At 37.2% G+C, this 16,101-nt stretch carries 12 protein-coding genes; 2 read left to right on the top strand and 10 right to left on the bottom strand.

Annotated features, from left to right (window positions below; genetic code table 11):
- Positions 1–19: 19 nt before the first annotated feature.
- From arcC to F7731_RS06465, 8 genes are all read right to left on the bottom strand, one after another.
- Entirely contained in the window at positions 20–955 is a 936-nt protein-coding gene (arcC, locus tag F7731_RS06500) for a carbamate kinase (protein WP_151533955.1), read from the bottom strand.
- Positions 956–1,158: 203 nt separating this feature from the next.
- Positions 1,159–2,433, bottom strand: coding sequence for a YlbE family protein (locus F7731_RS06495; RefSeq protein WP_151533954.1), 1,275 nt, complete (start codon positions 2,431–2,433; stop codon positions 1,159–1,161).
- Between the two features lie 69 nt (positions 2,434–2,502).
- Entirely contained in the window at positions 2,503–4,248 is a 1,746-nt protein-coding gene (gene fdrA, locus F7731_RS06490; RefSeq protein ID WP_151533953.1) for an acyl-CoA synthetase FdrA, read from the bottom strand.
- A gap of 123 nt (positions 4,249–4,371) precedes the next feature.
- A complete protein-coding gene (allD, locus tag F7731_RS06485; protein WP_151533952.1) occupies positions 4,372–5,421 on the bottom strand; it encodes an ureidoglycolate dehydrogenase in 1,050 nt (349 codons plus the stop codon).
- Positions 5,422–5,462: 41 nt separating this feature from the next.
- Entirely contained in the window at positions 5,463–6,515 is a 1,053-nt protein-coding gene (gene allD, locus F7731_RS06480; protein WP_151533951.1) for an ureidoglycolate dehydrogenase, read from the bottom strand.
- Positions 6,516–6,538: 23 nt separating this feature from the next.
- Positions 6,539–7,303, bottom strand: coding sequence for a (S)-ureidoglycine aminohydrolase (gene allE, locus F7731_RS06475; RefSeq protein WP_151533950.1), 765 nt, complete (start codon positions 7,301–7,303; stop codon positions 6,539–6,541).
- Positions 7,304–7,375: 72 nt separating this feature from the next.
- Entirely contained in the window at positions 7,376–8,611 is a 1,236-nt protein-coding gene (gene allC / locus F7731_RS06470) for an allantoate deiminase (RefSeq protein WP_151534415.1), read from the bottom strand.
- Between the two features lie 390 nt (positions 8,612–9,001).
- The gene (locus tag F7731_RS06465) at positions 9,002–10,675 is read right to left on the bottom strand and encodes a PucR family transcriptional regulator (RefSeq protein WP_151533949.1); all 1,674 of its coding nucleotides are present in this window, start codon (positions 10,673–10,675) and stop codon (positions 9,002–9,004) included.
- A gap of 288 nt (positions 10,676–10,963) precedes the next feature.
- Between F7731_RS06465 and F7731_RS06460 the strand changes: the two genes are divergently transcribed.
- Positions 10,964–11,836: an alpha/beta hydrolase gene (locus tag F7731_RS06460; protein ID WP_151533948.1), complete on the top strand. Its 873-nt coding sequence runs from the start codon at positions 10,964–10,966 to the stop codon at positions 11,834–11,836.
- A 38-nt stretch (positions 11,837–11,874) separates the two neighbouring features.
- Here F7731_RS06460 and F7731_RS06455 read toward each other — a convergent pair whose 3' ends face one another.
- A complete protein-coding gene (locus tag F7731_RS06455; protein WP_246197146.1) occupies positions 11,875–13,254 on the bottom strand; it encodes a uracil/xanthine transporter in 1,380 nt (459 codons plus the stop codon).
- Positions 13,255–13,281: 27 nt separating this feature from the next.
- Positions 13,282–14,226, bottom strand: a complete 945-nt coding sequence (locus F7731_RS06450; protein WP_151533947.1) for an oxamate carbamoyltransferase subunit AllH family protein — start codon at positions 14,224–14,226, stop codon at positions 13,282–13,284.
- Positions 14,227–14,425: 199 nt separating this feature from the next.
- Here F7731_RS06450 and F7731_RS06445 point away from each other — a divergent pair, with 199 nt between their 5' ends.
- On the top strand, positions 14,426–16,069 hold the full coding sequence (locus F7731_RS06445; protein ID WP_170289644.1) for a PucR family transcriptional regulator: 1,644 nt from the start codon (positions 14,426–14,428) through the stop codon (positions 16,067–16,069).
- Positions 16,070–16,101 lie beyond the last annotated feature (32 nt).

Here is a 16,101-nt window from a genome sequence, read left to right as displayed (position 1 = left end):
CGCCGTCTTTTTTTATTTATTATAGAGTTACACGTGTACCAGTTTTGCCTTCAAGAGCATCTTGAAGTTTATCCATAGACGTGATGATAACGTTTTTGCCGCCTTTTTGTAAAAACAGAATAGCAGCTTCGATTTTTGGTCCCATGCTTCCTTTAGGGAAATGACCTTCATCCATGTAACGTAAAGCTTCTTCAACTGTCATTTCAAATAGGTTTTGTTGTTGTGGAGTTCCGAAATGGATCGCAACTTGCTCAACACCAGTTAAGATAAATAGGTAGTCAGCATTGATTTCTGCAGCTAATAATGCACTTGCGAAATCTTTATCGATTACAGCGTCAGTGCCTATTAACATACCGTTTTCTTCAATAACAGGGATACCGCCGCCGCCAGCTGTAATAACAGTAATTTCTTTATCAAGTAACGCTTGAATTGCATCTTTCTCAACGATTGTTACTGGTTTTGGAGAAGCAACAACACGTCTGTATCCTCTACCACTGTCCTCTATGTAAGAGATTTTTTCAGTTTCAAGAATTTTGTCTAATTCTTCTTTTGTATAGAATGGTCCAACTGGTTTCGTTAGGTTATCAAATGCTGGATCATCTTTAGAAACTACCGCTTGAGTAACAATAGTAGCAACTGATCTATTGATATTGCGTTCAACCATCTTATTTCTAAATGCTTGCTGGATTAAATATCCTAAGTTCCCTTGTGTTTCTGCATCTAAAACGTCAAGTGGATAAGCAGGCACTACTGATTCAGCCATTTGGTTTTTGATTAATGAGTTACCAACTTGTGGTCCGTTACCATGAGTAATAACTACTGTGTTACCTTGTTCGATTAAAGCAAGAACAGGCTCACAGCTTTCATTAATATTTTGTTGTTGTTCTTCAAGTGTACCTTTTTGACCTTCTTTAATAATTGCGTTTCCACCGATAGCTAAAACAATCTTACTCATTAACAACACTCCTTTTAATATAACTTCCTAACCGATTATGTACTTTTTCGGTTTTTTTATGCAAGCATTTTTTTCAAAAAAATATCATTTTTTGAAAGGTTGATTTCCGCTGCAGGCACTCGCTTCAATCAACAATAAAGTGAGCCTTTCAAAAAAGGAGGAGAGGAACTAGCAAAAAACTATCCCTCTCCAAGAAGATTTCATTATTCTGCTTCGATTAATCCAAGCTTCACTGCATAAGCTTCGATTGCTTTTTCAAAGCATGCTAATGGAGCACGAACAGTACCTGCACCGATTTGGCCCACACCAGCTTCTTTATGAGCAATACCAGTGTTGATTACAGGCTCGATTCCAGTTTCAACTACTTTTCTAGCATCGATTCCAAGGCAAGAACCTTTGAAATCCCAAGTAGGAATTGAGAAGTTAGGGTTGTGATCGATACAAATTTCAATCATATCATTACTTGTGCTAATTGCATCGTCCATACCGCCAGCACCTACGAAACGTGTAACACCAGGAGCAGCGATCATGGCAAAACCGCCTACACCGAATGTTTCAGTGATTGCACTGTCACCCATGTCAGGGCAAGCCATATCTTGGTCATATCCTGTAAAGAATAGACCTTGTGGTGTATTAACTGGTGCAGTGAACCATTGATCACCCATACCAGCAATACGAATTCCGAACTCATGTCCGTTACGGCACATTGCAGTTACAACTGTACCATGTTGGATTTCTCTTGCAGTATCCATAACTGCTTTTGTTGATGCCATAGCAATATTTAAGAAATACTGATCTGTATCAGCTAAGAATTGAATAACATCTTGCTTGTCTTTTTCAGATACATCTGTTTGTAAAATATAAGGAACGATATCCTTAAGGAAAATAAGGGAACCAGCAATATTACGTTGGTGGAACTCATCTCCCATTGTAATCGCTTTTGCCATCATAACGTTTACGTTTAAGCCCTCACCTTTAACTTTAAGTGCTTTAGAAAGGGTTGGACCAAGAATATCTCTGAACCATCCTAGACGGTTAATTACTTCTTGAGAATATGCACCGAAACGTAGAACTGCTCCAATTCCTTCATTCATTGTACAAAATGCGCGATTTCCGCCGTCACGATTTTCTACAACAAGAACAGGCATGCTTCCAGATGTGATTCCACCCATTGGACCAACTGCATTCACATGGTGACATGGAATGAATTCAATTTCTCCATTTTTAAGCATTTCAAATGCTTCTTCAGGAGTAGAAGCCCATCCTTCAAATAATGTAGCACCTACGCAAGAACCTTGCATTGGGCTTGTCATGTTTTCCCATTTAATTGGTGGTCCAGCATGAAGTAATACTTTCCCATTTAATTCTTTAATAACTGATCTAGCTTCAACAACATCCTCTAAAAATGGTGCGCCTGATACAACTTTATCGATAACCGCTCTATTTGCTTCATCAATTGTTTTAAATTGTCCGTACATTATGCTTTCCTCCTGAAAATTCATTGGTAGTGTAATTCGGTGATCTTAAATTTGAATAAATTCTTTCGATTAGCGAAGTACACTTAAGATTTTACGCATTCTTGGGTTGCCGCCAGCAACTGGACGCCAGTCATACTGAACAACTCTTCCGCCGTTTGCAGTAATCGCTTCTGTGAATTTCTTTAATCCAACGTTAACTACGTTTGGTTTTTCAGTTAATAATTTTTCAATTGCTTCTGAAACAGTAATTTCTGCTTTTGCCACTTCTTTAGCTGGAACTACTTCTTTTTGTACTTCTTCAATCTGGATATCAAGCATTGCTAACGCAGTAAGAATTGCTTGGTTATTGCTATCGCCTAAGATAACGCCAGCTTCTTTAAGTTTTGCTTTTTGATCGTCCATGTTTTGTGGATCTTGATCAGTACCACAAACAGTTGCAACAAAGTAAATGTTTCTGCCATTTGCTTGTGCTTCTTTTTGAATTTTTTCGATTCCAGGGATAAGAGCACTTGCCATATCTTCATGAGAACCATATCCAAGAACAACATCAAATAGGATGATAGCTGTTGACTCATCTTGTGCAGCTCTTTGGAAGAACTGGATTCTTGTATCAGGATCAATCATTGGATGCGGTTTACCTTGCGTATAAATATCATCACCAAGGTCGATGATTTCAAAACCGTTTGCATTTAGAAGGTAACCTTCTTCATGATGATCAGCTTTACCAAGGTTAAGACCTCTGCTAATAAGAGTAGCTGCTTCATAACCAAGGGTACCGCCTGAATATAAACCTTTGATTGTTTTTTGTTCTGGTTTTAGTTCTACAGCAGGAACTTCTGCATTTAGTTTGTTGTAATTTGGCTTGATTGGGTTGCCTTTAACAAGATCTACAGCGATAGCAGCTGTTTCTTCAAGAGTGTTTGCATAGTAAATATTACCTTCATGATTATGTGGCTCTTCACCAAGGAAAATCGCAACAACTGGTTTTCCAACGCTTTGAAGTAATTGAACAACTTCGTCACGAACTTCTTTAGCTGGTGGTTTTGAAATTAATGTGATTACTTCTGTTTGGCTATTTTGCGCTAATGCCTTAATACCATCTAACATTGTAATCGCACCAATTTTTTCAGATAGGTCACGGCCGCCAGTACCGATTGCATGGCTAATTCCAGCGCCTAAACGGTCAATTTCAGTTGTAACTTCTTGAATACCTGTTCCAGAAGCACCGATTACACCAATTTTCCCAGTTTTCATAACGTTTGCGAATGCAAGAGGAACACCAGAAACAACTGCTGTACCACAGTCAGGACCCATTACAAGAAGACCTTTTTCATGAGCTTTTTCTTTAATTCGACGCTCATCTTCAGTTGTTACGTTGTCACTGAAAATTAGAACGTGCATATCTCTATCAAGTGCTTTTTCTGCTTCTTCAGCTGCATATTGACCTGGTGTAGAAATGATTGCAAGATTCGCACCTGGTAATGCATTTGTCGCTTTATCCCAAGAACGAACAGTTTCAAAAGCTTCTTTAGCGTTGCTGATTGCTTGGTTGCTTAAATAGTTATCTACTTCATCAAGAACTTCTTGAATTTTTTCTTCTGAATCAGTGTCAACAACGATACACATATCATTTGATGCAGCACCTTCAAGTTCTTCAGTGAAAAGACCAGCAGTTTTGAAAATATCTTTGTTAGCAGGCGTACCCATCATAACTTGGACTTTGTTTACGCCTTCCATTGTTGAAATTTTATTTGTAAGAAGCATTAGGTTAACTGAATCCTGGTATGAATTCTGTTTAACGATTGTATAAAGCATGTTTCAAGCACCTCTTTTTATTTTTTTCTTACTTTTTATAAAGTAATTGTATTAAAACAATTTACGCCCATGGAAGAAGGGTGGCAACTTAAACAGTGACCACCCATCTTACTCTTTCATCTGTTATTTTGCAAAAGGGCTTTTATTGTCATACGCATTGTTGTGAACAACATCTGAAATTAAATACTCATAAATATGGTCAACAATTTCAATGCCGTTTTCTTCGTATTTCTTCTCTCTTTCAGCACTGCGCTGTCCGGGATAAGAAACTTGATCAAAACCAGGAGCTGGCTTGATGTTATTAAGGTCTTTCATTGTTGTTGCAATATCTTCTTGGAAGCCTTTGATTCCTGTAAAGAACTCAGGGTTAATGACAATATGCAGCTGACCAAGATTACGGTATTCAGTGAGATCATGGTACATAGAAGATACTTTGTTTCCAAATGGAAGGCCAAGAAGAATACCTGATAAAACATCAACCATCATCATAAGGCCGTATCCTTTTGGACCTGCAATAGGAACTAACGCATTAACTTTAAATGGATCAGTTGTTCGTTCCCCATTGCTATCAACAGCCCATGTATCAGGAATGGATTCATTTTTCGATCTTGCATGAAGAATTTTTCCCCAAGCCTGAACAGTTGTCGCCATATCAAAAGTAATGTGTTCTCCGTCCTTGCCTGGTGCTGCAAAAGCGATCGGGTTCGTACCGTAATAAGGCTCAGAACCGCCAAAAGGAACAACCATCGGATCGGATTGACAAACTGAAATCCCAACTAAATTCTCATTTGCAGCCTGTTGTACGAAATAAGAAAGCGCACCGCTATGGCCGATTCTTCTTACGCCAACTACTGCTACACCATTTTCCTTAGCCATTTTAATGGCCTCATCCATGGCAAGCTTTGCTGCAACATGGCCAACTCCATTATCCCCGTCAAAAATTGCTGTACATGGACCTGTTTTTTCAAACTTGAACTCGGGATTACTATTTAGACCGCCTTTAGCAATTCTTTCGGCATAATATTCCACTCTCATTGCCCCATGAGAGTGAACACCTCTTGCATCCGCATGAACAAGTACATCCGCTACTCCGCTTGCATGATCTTCTGTTAATCCAGCTTTATGAAGCTTCGTAGCAATTAATTCGTGCAATTGCTCTTTTGATAATCTCATTCCCTCTCACCCCTTTGGATTCGTCCCTATATCTTTTAAAATCACTTTGCAAATGGATCTTTGTGATCATATTGATTGTTATGGATCACATCAGAGCGTAAATACTCTAAAATGTCATCAACAATTTCAATGCCGTTTTCCTTATATTCAGCAATAACGACATCATTATTTTGTCCAGGGTATAAAACCTTTGAGAAGCCTGGAGCAGGTTTAATTTGATTTAAGTCATCCATTGTTTGCGAAATATCTTTCTTGAAATTGCCTAGACTACCGAAAAACTCCGGATTAATGACAATATGAAGCTGACCTAATTTGCGGTATTCTGTTAAATCTTCGTACATTGAAGAAACTTTATTTCCAAACGGAAGGCCGAGTAAAATACCTGATAAAACGTCAACCATCATCATGAGGCCGTAACCTTTAGGTCCAGAAATCGGTAATAATGCGTTCACATTAAACGGATCAGTTGTCGGCTCTCCATTTTTGTCTACTGCCCATGTATCTGGAATCGATTCATTTTTTGATCTTGCATGAAGGATTTTCCCCCAAGCTTGAACAGTTGTAGCCATATCTAATGTAATGAATTTGCCATCTTCCGCACTTGGTGCAGCAAACGCAATTGGATTCGTGCCATAATAAGGCTCTGCTCCGCCGAAAGGAACAACCATCGGGTCGGACTGACAAACTGTAAGCCCAATCAGATTTGCATCTGCAGCTTGATGTGTAAAGTAAGAAATTGCACCACTATGGGACATATCTCTTACACCAACAATAGCAATGCCGCTTTCTTTAGCCATTTTGATGGCTTCATCCATTGCTAATTTAGCAGCTGTATGACCATTCCCGCCATCTGCATGGAAAACCCCTGAGCAAGGACCTGTTTTCTCGAATCTAAAGTCAGGATTTGTATTAATTCCGCCTTTAGCAATTCTTTCAGCATAATACTCTACACGCATTGCACCGTGAGAATGAATTCCTCTTTCGTCTGCAAATACGAGTACGTCTGCTGCTGTTTCGGCATGGTCTTCTTTTAGACCAGCATTATGCAGCTTTGTTTTGATAAGACCTTTTAAATCCTCTTGACTAATTCTCATCGTGACACCTCTTTAGTTGCTAATTATAATTCTGGATCCCGATTACAGTCTTTAGAGTAAACATAAGTTAATGGTTCTCTTCCAACAGCATAAGCTGCTTGATGAACATAAGGACCCATGAAAATGTAATCGCCTTTTTTAACTGGAATCCACTCATTATCAAGGTTATACATACCTTCACCAGAAAGTAAGTATGCACCATGCTGCTGATAATGTGTTTCAATAAATGGATGGCTAGCCGCAGGGTCGAAAGATAAAATGTGGAAGTTCATATCAAAATCAATATCCATTGGTAATAAATCTTTAATATGAACATTGTGCATATCATCGTAGTCTCTGTATTCAATATCGTTTGAATGACCAGAAACAACCCATGGCTTACGGCCTTCTAGTGGCTTGTGTTTTTGTTTATAAAGGAATAGACGAGAATCGCCAGCTTCCATGTTTTCTAAGTACATAGTAACGCCTGGTGGGCAGTATAAATAGCCGCTTTCCTCTAGAACAAATTCTTGGTCGTCAGCTTTTGCTTTTACTTTTCCACCTAAAACGTATACGAAGCATTCAACATCTGCTTGTCCGCAGTAGCCTTGGCTATTCTTTCCGCCTTCATGCATTGTAACGATGTAATCAACAAAGGTTGCACCTAATTGTGGAGATCCTAAAATCGACATTGTGCAATTTTCAAATCCAGGAATAACATTATTTACAAGACCTTCAGGTGCGATTAAAGCATATAAACCATGTTTGATAATGGATCTACTTGAAAGTAAATCTTTTGGATAACCCATCGATACATTCTCCTCTTCGTCTCTTTTTTATTATAAAAGGTAAAAAACCTGTTTATACTTTGCTGATATAAATTATTCTTTATACCCTAATTCATAAAGGGCACCAATCAGCGCTTTCACACCTTCAGCCAAGTCTGCTGGTTCAGTAAACTCAGCTGGATTATGGCTAATTCCTTTTAAGCTAGGAACGAAAAGCATAGCTGTTGGTACAGCTGGAGCAAAAATTTGTGAATCATGGCCTGCCCCACTGTGCATTAGTTTGAAAGTCAAACCATTCTCTTTGCATTGTTTTTCAATTAATTCAACAACCTTCTGGTCCATAGGAACAGGATCAGCATCCATCCAAAGATCGATGTTTGTTTCAACACCATGCTCTTTAGAAATTGCTTCCATTCGTGCAGTCATTTTTTCAGTGAAAGAAACAATTGCCTCTTTTTCAGTATGACGTACATCAATTGTGAAGATTGCTTTACCAGGAACTACGTTAACAATACTAGGCTGAGCTTCGATTTTACCCACTGTTGTTACAAGTGGATCTCCCTCTTCTTTACACATAGAAATGATTTCATAAACCATTTGGCTTGCAGCATACATCGCATCTTTGCGATAGCCCATTGGTGTTGTACCCGCATGATTAGCTTCGCCTGTAATTTCTACTGTATAGCGTCTTTGTCCAACGATGTTATTAACAACACCTACTGGAATCTTTTCAGTTTCTAGAACGCTACCTTGTTCAACATGAACTTCTACGAAAGCCTTTAAATCTTCACGCATCCCTTTGGATTCATCTCTAAAACCAAAGCCTACATTTTTCATCGCTTCGACGAATGGAATTCCTTCGAAGTCTTTAATATTTTCAACTTCTTCACGTTTCGCTAGCCCAACAATATTTTTAGAGCCCCAGAACGCGTAAGGAAAACGACTTCCTTCTTCTTCAGCCATTGATACGACTTCAATATTGCGAAGTGGCTCACCGTAAGTTTCTTTTAAATACTTAATGGCTAAAATTCCAGCAATAATGCCATATGCACCATCATATTTACCGCCATTTTTTACCGTATCAACATGTGAACCAGTCAGAACCGTTTCATTCGTATTTTTCCCTTTAAGGGTTCCAAACAAATTGCCAATTTCATCAAATTTAGCTTCAAGGCCGATTTCTTCCATCCACCCTTTTAAAGCGTTTTGGCCTTCAACCCAAGCTTTTGAATAAAGGAGACGTGATACTCCCCCTTCAGGGTCTTCACCATAGCTTCCTAACCAGTCCAGTCTAGAAGCAGCTTCTTCTGGCAGTTTGTCAAAGTTCATTGACTTCTCTTTTGTTCCTTCAGCCATTTTGTTCATCCTTTCTGTCTAATTCTTGGAACTTGGATGATGCTCCTTAATTTATGTGGAGCGTTAATATAACTTACATGAAGTAAGCAGTTTGCATTTTTTGTACATTCTATAATGACTTATAGTATTCTTTGTTATGTAACATCTTCCTATGCAACTGCTTACATTTAATATTTATTAGTTCTTGATAAAAGGTGCTTATTCTTATAAGACCCATCACTAATACTATTAGATTACATACGTTTAGTCTTTAGCTTAAGTGGATAAAGTTTAGTTTTTTTTTTATCCCTTAAAGATAAAACCTGGAGAAAGAAGACAAATTTGTTCTTAAAAGGAAAAGACCGCCATTTATTGGCGGTCTTTTTAGTCAGCTTGATATTCTCTTTGCAATAAATTAATAATTTTTAAACCAACTTGAACAGATAGCATTTCCTCAGCTTCATCAAAGTTCATTCCCGTTATTTCTTTAATTCTATCTAAGCGATAGACTACTGTTTTATTGTGTATATACAATTCCTTTGCTGTTTTGGCAGCATTTTGCTGGCAGTCTAGGAAGGTTTGCAATGTTTTTAGTAAATCGGTTTGGTTAGCTTGTTTGTAATCCAGCAATTTCTTTAGAGATAGTGGGATAAATTGAATCAATTCTGCCGGGTCTTTAAAATGGCATAGAAGTCTAAAAATACCTAACTCCGAATAAGCTGTTATCGATTCGTTTCCATTAATTGTTTCCCCTAATTCCAATGCGTCACTAGCTTCTTTATAGCTTTTTTGAATATCAATAACCGTTTTCGCTATATTGCCTATTCCAACCTGAACAACAATGTCCTTATTGTGCTTTTTAATAAATTCCTTTATTTCCATTGAGGTTTCTTTAATTCTCGTCACCCAAGCAAAATCATTATTTTTATCATTATCATCTACTTTCCAAAGGACGATTACTAAGTTGCTTTTATTTGTAATGATTCCATTTGGAAGATAATGATGGACAGCTTCATAAACTAAAGAATGATTGCGATCAGAAATTCCCCGTTTATTTTCTTTTATCTTTACCTTTTCTTCCGTATTTATTTTGAATACGACAGCAACAAAAGAGCCTTCAAAATCCCACCCAATTAAATTCGCCTTTTCGTACATAGACTGCAAAGATTGTATTTTCCCACTGATCAGTTCGTCTACTAAATCATTTTTAAATTTCTTTTCTACTTCAGCAACTGCAAATTGTTTGACTAATTCAAGTGAGAGAGAGGTAGCTGCATTTTCTACTGCGATTAAATCGAGTTCTTCTAATGATTTATTCATCTCTCCAATGAGCAAGTATGTTTTAACATGGTTAAGCGTTTCAACCGGAACAACAATTTGATGGCTCTTTATGTTTTCTAATTCTGGATACTTGACGATTTGACGATAGTGAGGAAACTTAATTCCCGCATTTTGTTCAAAAAAATGAACCTTTTCGACAATTTCAAAAGTTGCTAGGTACGGTTCGGTTGAAAAAATGCAATGAAAATTTCGATCAAAAAGTGCAACCGGATTGCCAATTAATTTCTCGAGCGTAAGAATGATTTCTTCTGGTCCTTTATCAGCAAGGGATAAGTCTGTAAAGCGGTCATGGATTTCTTGATAATACTGCAGCTTTTTCACTTGCTTATCAAACAGCTTGTCCATAACAGGATACATTACATCAACGAATGGAATTTCCTTTGGAAGCTGGATTATCGGTAATCCAACCTTCTCTGCCGCCCGAATGAACGAGCTAGAAATTTCTACGTCCAACTTTTTTATAACGAGTGCACTTACTTCTTTTTCCGCTAATCTGCCCAAAAATTCAGCTTGTTCTTTTTCATTAAAAAAACGAATCGAATATAAACTGCTTAGAATAACTTCCCCGCCCTTAATCCATTGCACAATATCGGGGGCTTCCATGATAGTAATACCTTTAATATTATTTTTTAAGAATCGGTGTCCACCAAGAACGACTGCATCTTTGAGAGATGGTATATTTAATAGATCATTTACTTTAAATTCCTTTAATTCCATCAGTATTAGTCCTTTACATTTTATTCATCAGAGAATAATCTTTTAAAATCCTATAATTGTATTATACAATAAAGTGAAACTTCATTCAGTGGTGCTTTATCCCACTGAATGTTAGTTAAACTTATCACGCTCAAGAGCGCCACGTCCTGTGTCTTTCGCCTGACTAGGACATCCTGTCCGTCGTCGGGCCTTTACGGGCTGTTGAATCTCCCGCAAAGCGAGAGTCTCACAGCCCTAATCTACGGTAAAAACGTCGTTTTAAATTTTTTAGAAAGAGTGAGTTACAACATGAATAAAACTACTGTGATTTATAAAGTCGGAAATAATTTTGAGCTTAAAGGTGACTTGTATCCATCAGAACGAAAGACAGCTCCAATTATTATATATATACATGGCGGCGGATTATTTTGGGGTTCCCGCGAGGATATGAAAGCTGAACAGATTGAATTTTTTCACGAAGCTGGTTTTAATATATTCTCGATTGATTATCGATTGGCGCCTGAAACAAAACTGCATGAAATAAAATCTGATATTATCGATGCCCTTTCATGGGTTGAAAATGAAGGAACTGCACAATTTGATTATGATGCAAACAAGATTGCTGTGATGGGGGGATCTGCTGGAGGATTCCTTTCCTTATTGACTGGACTTTTCGAAAATAAACCAAAGGCCATCGTTTCCTTTTACGGATATGGGGATATCACCGGAAATTGGGCGATCCAACCTAGCCCACATTACCAAACAATGACGAATGTACCGAAGGAATTGGTGAAATCGCTTGTATCAGATCAAGTCATTTCTGTAGGTCCAATTGAGAAGCGGTATGCAATTTACATGTATGCAAGACAGAATGGCGAGTGGATTAACGAAATTAGCGGCCTCCATCATATTTTAGATAAAAAGAAGCTTTCCCAATTCTGTCCGCTTCATCAAGCCAATGCTGACTTCCCTCCTACACTTCTTTTGCATGGAACGAATGATGAAGATGTCCCTTATGAACAGTCAGTATTAATGGCTGAGAAATTAAAAGAAATTGGTGTGGATAATAAATTAATTACGATTCCAGATGGGAAACATGTTTTTGACGAAGAGTGGAATAGTCCAATCGTTAAGCAAGCCTTTACTGACGTACTAGATTTTTTAAAATCCCATTTAATTTAAACAAAAGGGCTTGAGAGGAAATTCTCAAGCCCTTTTGTTTATTTTGTTTCAATTGAGTATGATTTAATCTTTACTTTATCTTCCTTTTTTTCTTCTTTGCTTTCTGCTGTGGTACCGTAACGATCCCAGTCAAATAAATTTTCTAATATTAACGCTAAAATAATCCCTACAAGTAATCCGCTGCTTAAGAACGGACGAATAACACTCGGGATGCTAACAAAATAAGAAGCAGGCAATGTCATAATAATAATTCCAACAAATAATGGCACTGCTGAGCGATACGCATTCAATGTGTTAAATTCAACTTGCTTAAAGAAATTCAATGAGGAGATAAGCAATAGTGAATACGATACAAATAATGCAGCACTTCCAATACTTAATGGCAGCTTAGAAAAGAAATGACCAATTGGCGGAATGAGACCCATTACTAAAAACATAAACCCGCCAAGAATAAATGGCATTCTTTTATAAATCCCTGTTTGGTTAAGGAACCCAATGGAAGATACGTATGGCGAATATGGTACAAGCCCAAACAAGCCAGCGATTAATGTAAAAATCCCTGTAATTGTAAACGAAGCTCTATACTCAGATTTCGTTGTGACAATATTATACATACTTTCTGTCCCTTTTAGAGACCCGAATGTATTGGATGCATTCAACAAACCAGCTAATACAGTTGTAACGATAATTCCCATATCCCATGCCGGCTTACCTAGTGGAAATAGCTCAATGCGGAAGGATGATGCTTGCTCAACAGATTCTGGTGTATTGAAAACAAGTGCGTAAACAGCCCATCCAACAATGATTCCGATTAATAAACCATATCTTCGTAAGCTTGGCGGTGCCTTTACACTTATAATAATAATGAGAATAACGGTAATAATTGATAATAATGAGACGCCTAAATCAATCTGCGCACCTTGCGTTTGTGTACCGAATGGAATTCCAAGCATCCCCTTCAAAAAGATCCCAATCAATTGGCAGCCGAACAAAAACATAAACACACCCATAGCTGCCGGTTTAAATAGTTTAGCTAAATGTGGACCCGCTCCAGTAATACCAATAAGTAATGTCAAAATCGAGGTAATTAAAACTCCAACAGTTAAACTTCCTCCTAGAACGTCAAGAGGCATTCCTTGTGCAGCGGCAGTCGTACTAAGAGTTAAAATGACTCCCCACCATAGGCCAGATTGCCCTTCCATGATCGCCCTTTTATGGCCAAGGAAGGCTTGCACGATACAAGCAAGACCAGTCACTATGAATGATAATTGCAATAGATTAACAATTTTGCTTGGTGAAAGATCAAAAGCTGCTCCGATTGTAATCGGTATAACCACTATGTTCGTAAAAATAAAAAAGAGCCATTGTAAGCCCGAAATCCAGTTACTTGATTTTAATAACTCCTTAATAATAATCACCTTCTCTAAAATTAATAAAAAAATACCTTAATTGACTGCAGCTTTAATACCTAATAAAATACCGGCCAACGTATCTGCTCCAGAAGTATGACCTATTTGTTTCATTTCTTCAAGGGCATGTGATATTTTCGGCCCTTCCGATTGATCAATTACATCACACATCTGAATAAGATGTGAATGAAATTTCCTCTCAACCGCGTAAATGAGATATTCGAAGGCAACATGTGTTGTCCTCTTCCTGCCATATTCTAATAAATATTGTTTCAGCTGTTCAAGAAAGACTTTGTTTGTTCCCTCAAAAGAAGAAAGAACGGCACAAATTCCAGTAATAATATCATCGCCACTTGGTGTAAGGCCAAGGCCCCTTCCAATCCAATAATCAAAAACTGTTTTAGCGTTTATTGATTCATGACCACTTGCCAGTTTTCGCAATGTATCTAATTGTTGGATCATAACATTATCCTTATTAGCATTTGCAAAATCGGAATTTATTAAATAATGAATTATAGTCGCTTGATCTTCCTTTGTTTCTGCCAGGCCTATTCGCCAATCATTTTGCAGAAGTCTATTCGCAACGACTTGGACATTATTTTTTAAGTTATGCAAATTGTACATTTTGGATTTGATGGCATGATTCATCGATACTGCCTGCGTTAAGGTAAGAGAAATTTCATCTGTGAAAACAAGTCTATTTGATGACTCATCCCAAAAAACAGTTTGGTTGGCTGTAATTTGTCGAGTAAGCAGCTGGGCATGTTTCTCATTTAATGCAATTCCAAATGGCGCCATACCATTTTCCACTCCGCCAATATGAACAAGGTGGTTTCCGAAGCTTAAGTTGAAGCTATTGTTGAAAATACTGTGGACACAACCTTTAGGGTTCTTAGAAATGATTTGATAAATTTCATCACTTAAAGCATGTGCAACCCACAGCTGATTATCATAGTTATTCATTCCTGTTGAATAAATCAACCAATTCACCTCAAAACTATAATATATGCTTTAAAATGACAAAAGCTTTCTTATTAAAATACCATATTCCTTTAACTATATTAGTGTAAGTGATAAATAAGCGAACTGTCATTGTTCATAATAACCAAAAAATGTTTTGCTTTTTGTTAATCTTTAACGTAAAATTACTTATGCAAAGCTTAAAATGAGGGATAAAAATATGAAAACAATGAATGATTTATTTATTTTAGAAGGAATGAAAGAAAGTGTCGTCCTTGCCGGTCATCGAGGACTGACCCGAAATGTTCAATTTGTTAATATATCAGATACACCCGACATTATCCAATTTTTGGACAGGAATCACTTACTCCTGACTACTGGCTATGCCTTCAATGACAATATTCAACTAATGTGTGAATTGATTAAACAGATGCACGAATTAAATTGTTCGGGCATGGTTATAAAAATCAACCGCTTTTTAAAGGAATTACCGACAGAAGTAAAGCTGTTAGCTGATGATTTAGCTTTTCCTATTATCGACCTTCCTACTAAGCATACATTAGGTGAAGTCTCCCGCCATATTTTGAATTACTTAAATGACCATGAAGCCGAGCAGCTTTATTATGCCCTGCATGTTCAAAAAGAGTTTTCAGATATGATGATTAAAGGGTATAGTTTAAATGCACTTATCGAACAATTAGGTCATTTTTTAACACGCCCTACTCTTTTATTAAATCATAGGGGAGAAAAAATTGCCCACAGTCATGATTTTCGCATGGATTCAATGAAAATTGTGGAAGAAGAAATTATACGAAAAATAAAAGAAGATTTAGTCGCTGCCCGTGAAGGAAGCACTTTTAAAATACCATCGAGAGAACACCAATCTATATCCACCTTTCCAGTGCAAACAAAGAGACAGCACCCAAGTATGTTAGTGATTTTTGATTCTTTAACTTTGCCGTATCCTTCCTCACAGATGGCCATTGAACAGGCAGGCAACGTCATTTCTTTTACGATTATTAAAGAACAGGCTATCGAAGAAAATTCAAGATTATTAAAAAATAATTTCTTTGATGATTTAATCGAAAAAAGAATTCATTCTGATGAAGAAATATTAAGCCGGGCAAATTATTATGGCTTGCAAGAGAACATGAATAATATTTGTATTGTTTGTACGGTTGATCCAAAAGGACAAAATTATGAAGCTTTGCAACTTTACGAAAGAAAAGTCGGAGAGTTATTCAATAACATTTATGACACACTAGAGGATGAAATCATTCACGGCAATATGGACGGAATTTTATTTACAAAAGAAAAGTATTTTGTCATAATTTTGCAATTCCCAAATTTTAATGAAGACGATTTGAATGAGGTTACTGAATTTATCAATGTTTGTCAGCAAAATTTACAATTAGATTATTCTATTTCATTCGGTGTAAGTAATGCTGTTCATTCTCTCAGGGATATTCCTACCGCATTCTACGAGGCTGTAGAAGCCATTATGAGCGGATATGAAATGAACAAACTAGGTTTCATTAACTTTTATAAAACAAAAGAGCTTGAAGAACTGCTAAACGTAATCCCGAAAAAAGACTTAAAGGCTCTTTACGAAAATACGTTAAAGTCCCTTGCTTATCCGAAGACGAAGGAAGATCAAGAATTAATAAAAACGATCCAAGTTTTCCTTGATTCCCAATGTGAAATTTCCGAAACTTCGAGAAGATTATTTGTCCATAGAAACACAGTTAAATACCGAATTGAGAAAGCAGAAGATTTACTTAACTGCTCCTTCCGTGACCCTGCCGATTCACTGCGTATAAGAGTTGCGTTGATCATTGAACAGCTTTTGAATGAAAAGGAATAAAGATAAAAAAACCAAAACCCAATTGGGTTTTG

Origin of the sequence: Cytobacillus depressus (genome assembly GCF_008923245.1) — a bacterium.
GTDB lineage: Bacteria > Bacillota > Bacilli > Bacillales > Cytobacillaceae > Cytobacillus > Cytobacillus depressus.
This window is presented reverse-complemented; position numbering and strand designations above follow the sequence as displayed.

Coding starts and splice junctions, on each gene's coding strand:
- F7731_RS06460 (WP_151533948.1), top strand. CDS start 10,964: ATGAATAAAACTACTGTGATTTATAAAGTCGGAAATAATTTTGAGCTT.
- F7731_RS06445 (WP_170289644.1), top strand. CDS start 14,426: ATGAAAACAATGAATGATTTATTTATTTTAGAAGGAATGAAAGAAAGT.
- allE (WP_151533950.1), bottom strand. CDS start 7,303: ATGGGTTATCCAAAAGATTTACTTTCAAGTAGATCCATTATCAAACAT.
- allD (WP_151533952.1), bottom strand. CDS start 5,421: ATGAGATTATCAAAAGAGCAATTGCACGAATTAATTGCTACGAAGCTT.
- fdrA (WP_151533953.1), bottom strand. CDS start 4,248: ATGCTTTATACAATCGTTAAACAGAATTCATACCAGGATTCAGTTAAC.
- allD (WP_151533951.1), bottom strand. CDS start 6,515: ATGAGAATTAGTCAAGAGGATTTAAAAGGTCTTATCAAAACAAAGCTG.
- F7731_RS06465 (WP_151533949.1), bottom strand. CDS start 10,675: ATGGAATTAAAGGAATTTAAAGTAAATGATCTATTAAATATACCATCT.
- F7731_RS06495 (WP_151533954.1), bottom strand. CDS start 2,433: ATGTACGGACAATTTAAAACAATTGATGAAGCAAATAGAGCGGTTATC.
- allC (WP_151534415.1), bottom strand. CDS start 8,611: ATGAACTTTGACAAACTGCCAGAAGAAGCTGCTTCTAGACTGGACTGG.
- arcC (WP_151533955.1), bottom strand. CDS start 955: ATGAGTAAGATTGTTTTAGCTATCGGTGGAAACGCAATTATTAAAGAA.